This is a genomic window from Hydrogenophaga sp. OTU3427, from assembly GCF_038440225.1.
Taxonomy (GTDB): domain Bacteria; phylum Pseudomonadota; class Gammaproteobacteria; order Burkholderiales; family Burkholderiaceae_C; genus Hydrogenophaga.
Genome location: NZ_JASATI010000145.1, coordinates 1 through 261, shown reverse-complemented (window position 1 = coordinate 261; position 261 = coordinate 1). Strand labels below are relative to the sequence as shown.

Here is a 261-nt window from a genome sequence, read left to right as displayed (position 1 = left end):
CTACGGCGATCTGGTGGTGACGGTCAGCGGTGGGGTCTACAGCTGGACCTACACGCTGAGCGACAACGCACCCCACACCAATGCGGGCGCGGTGGGCGGTGCCGACCAGTTCCCCGAAGAGAACTTCGCGGTGGTGGTCACCGACGACGACGGCGACGTGGCGCCCGTGGCCAACCTGCAAATCCAGATCAACGACGATGGCCCACTGGCCACGGACGACAGTGCCAGCACGGCGGAAGACACGCCAGTGACGGTCAACGT

Annotated in this window: 1 protein-coding gene; it reads left to right on the top strand. The window is 65.9% G+C overall.

The window, feature by feature from the left end; all coding sequences use genetic code 11:
- Positions 1-261 (top strand): hypothetical protein (locus tag AAHB17_RS24665; protein ID WP_342133703.1); only part of this gene is annotated, 261 nt, incomplete at both ends.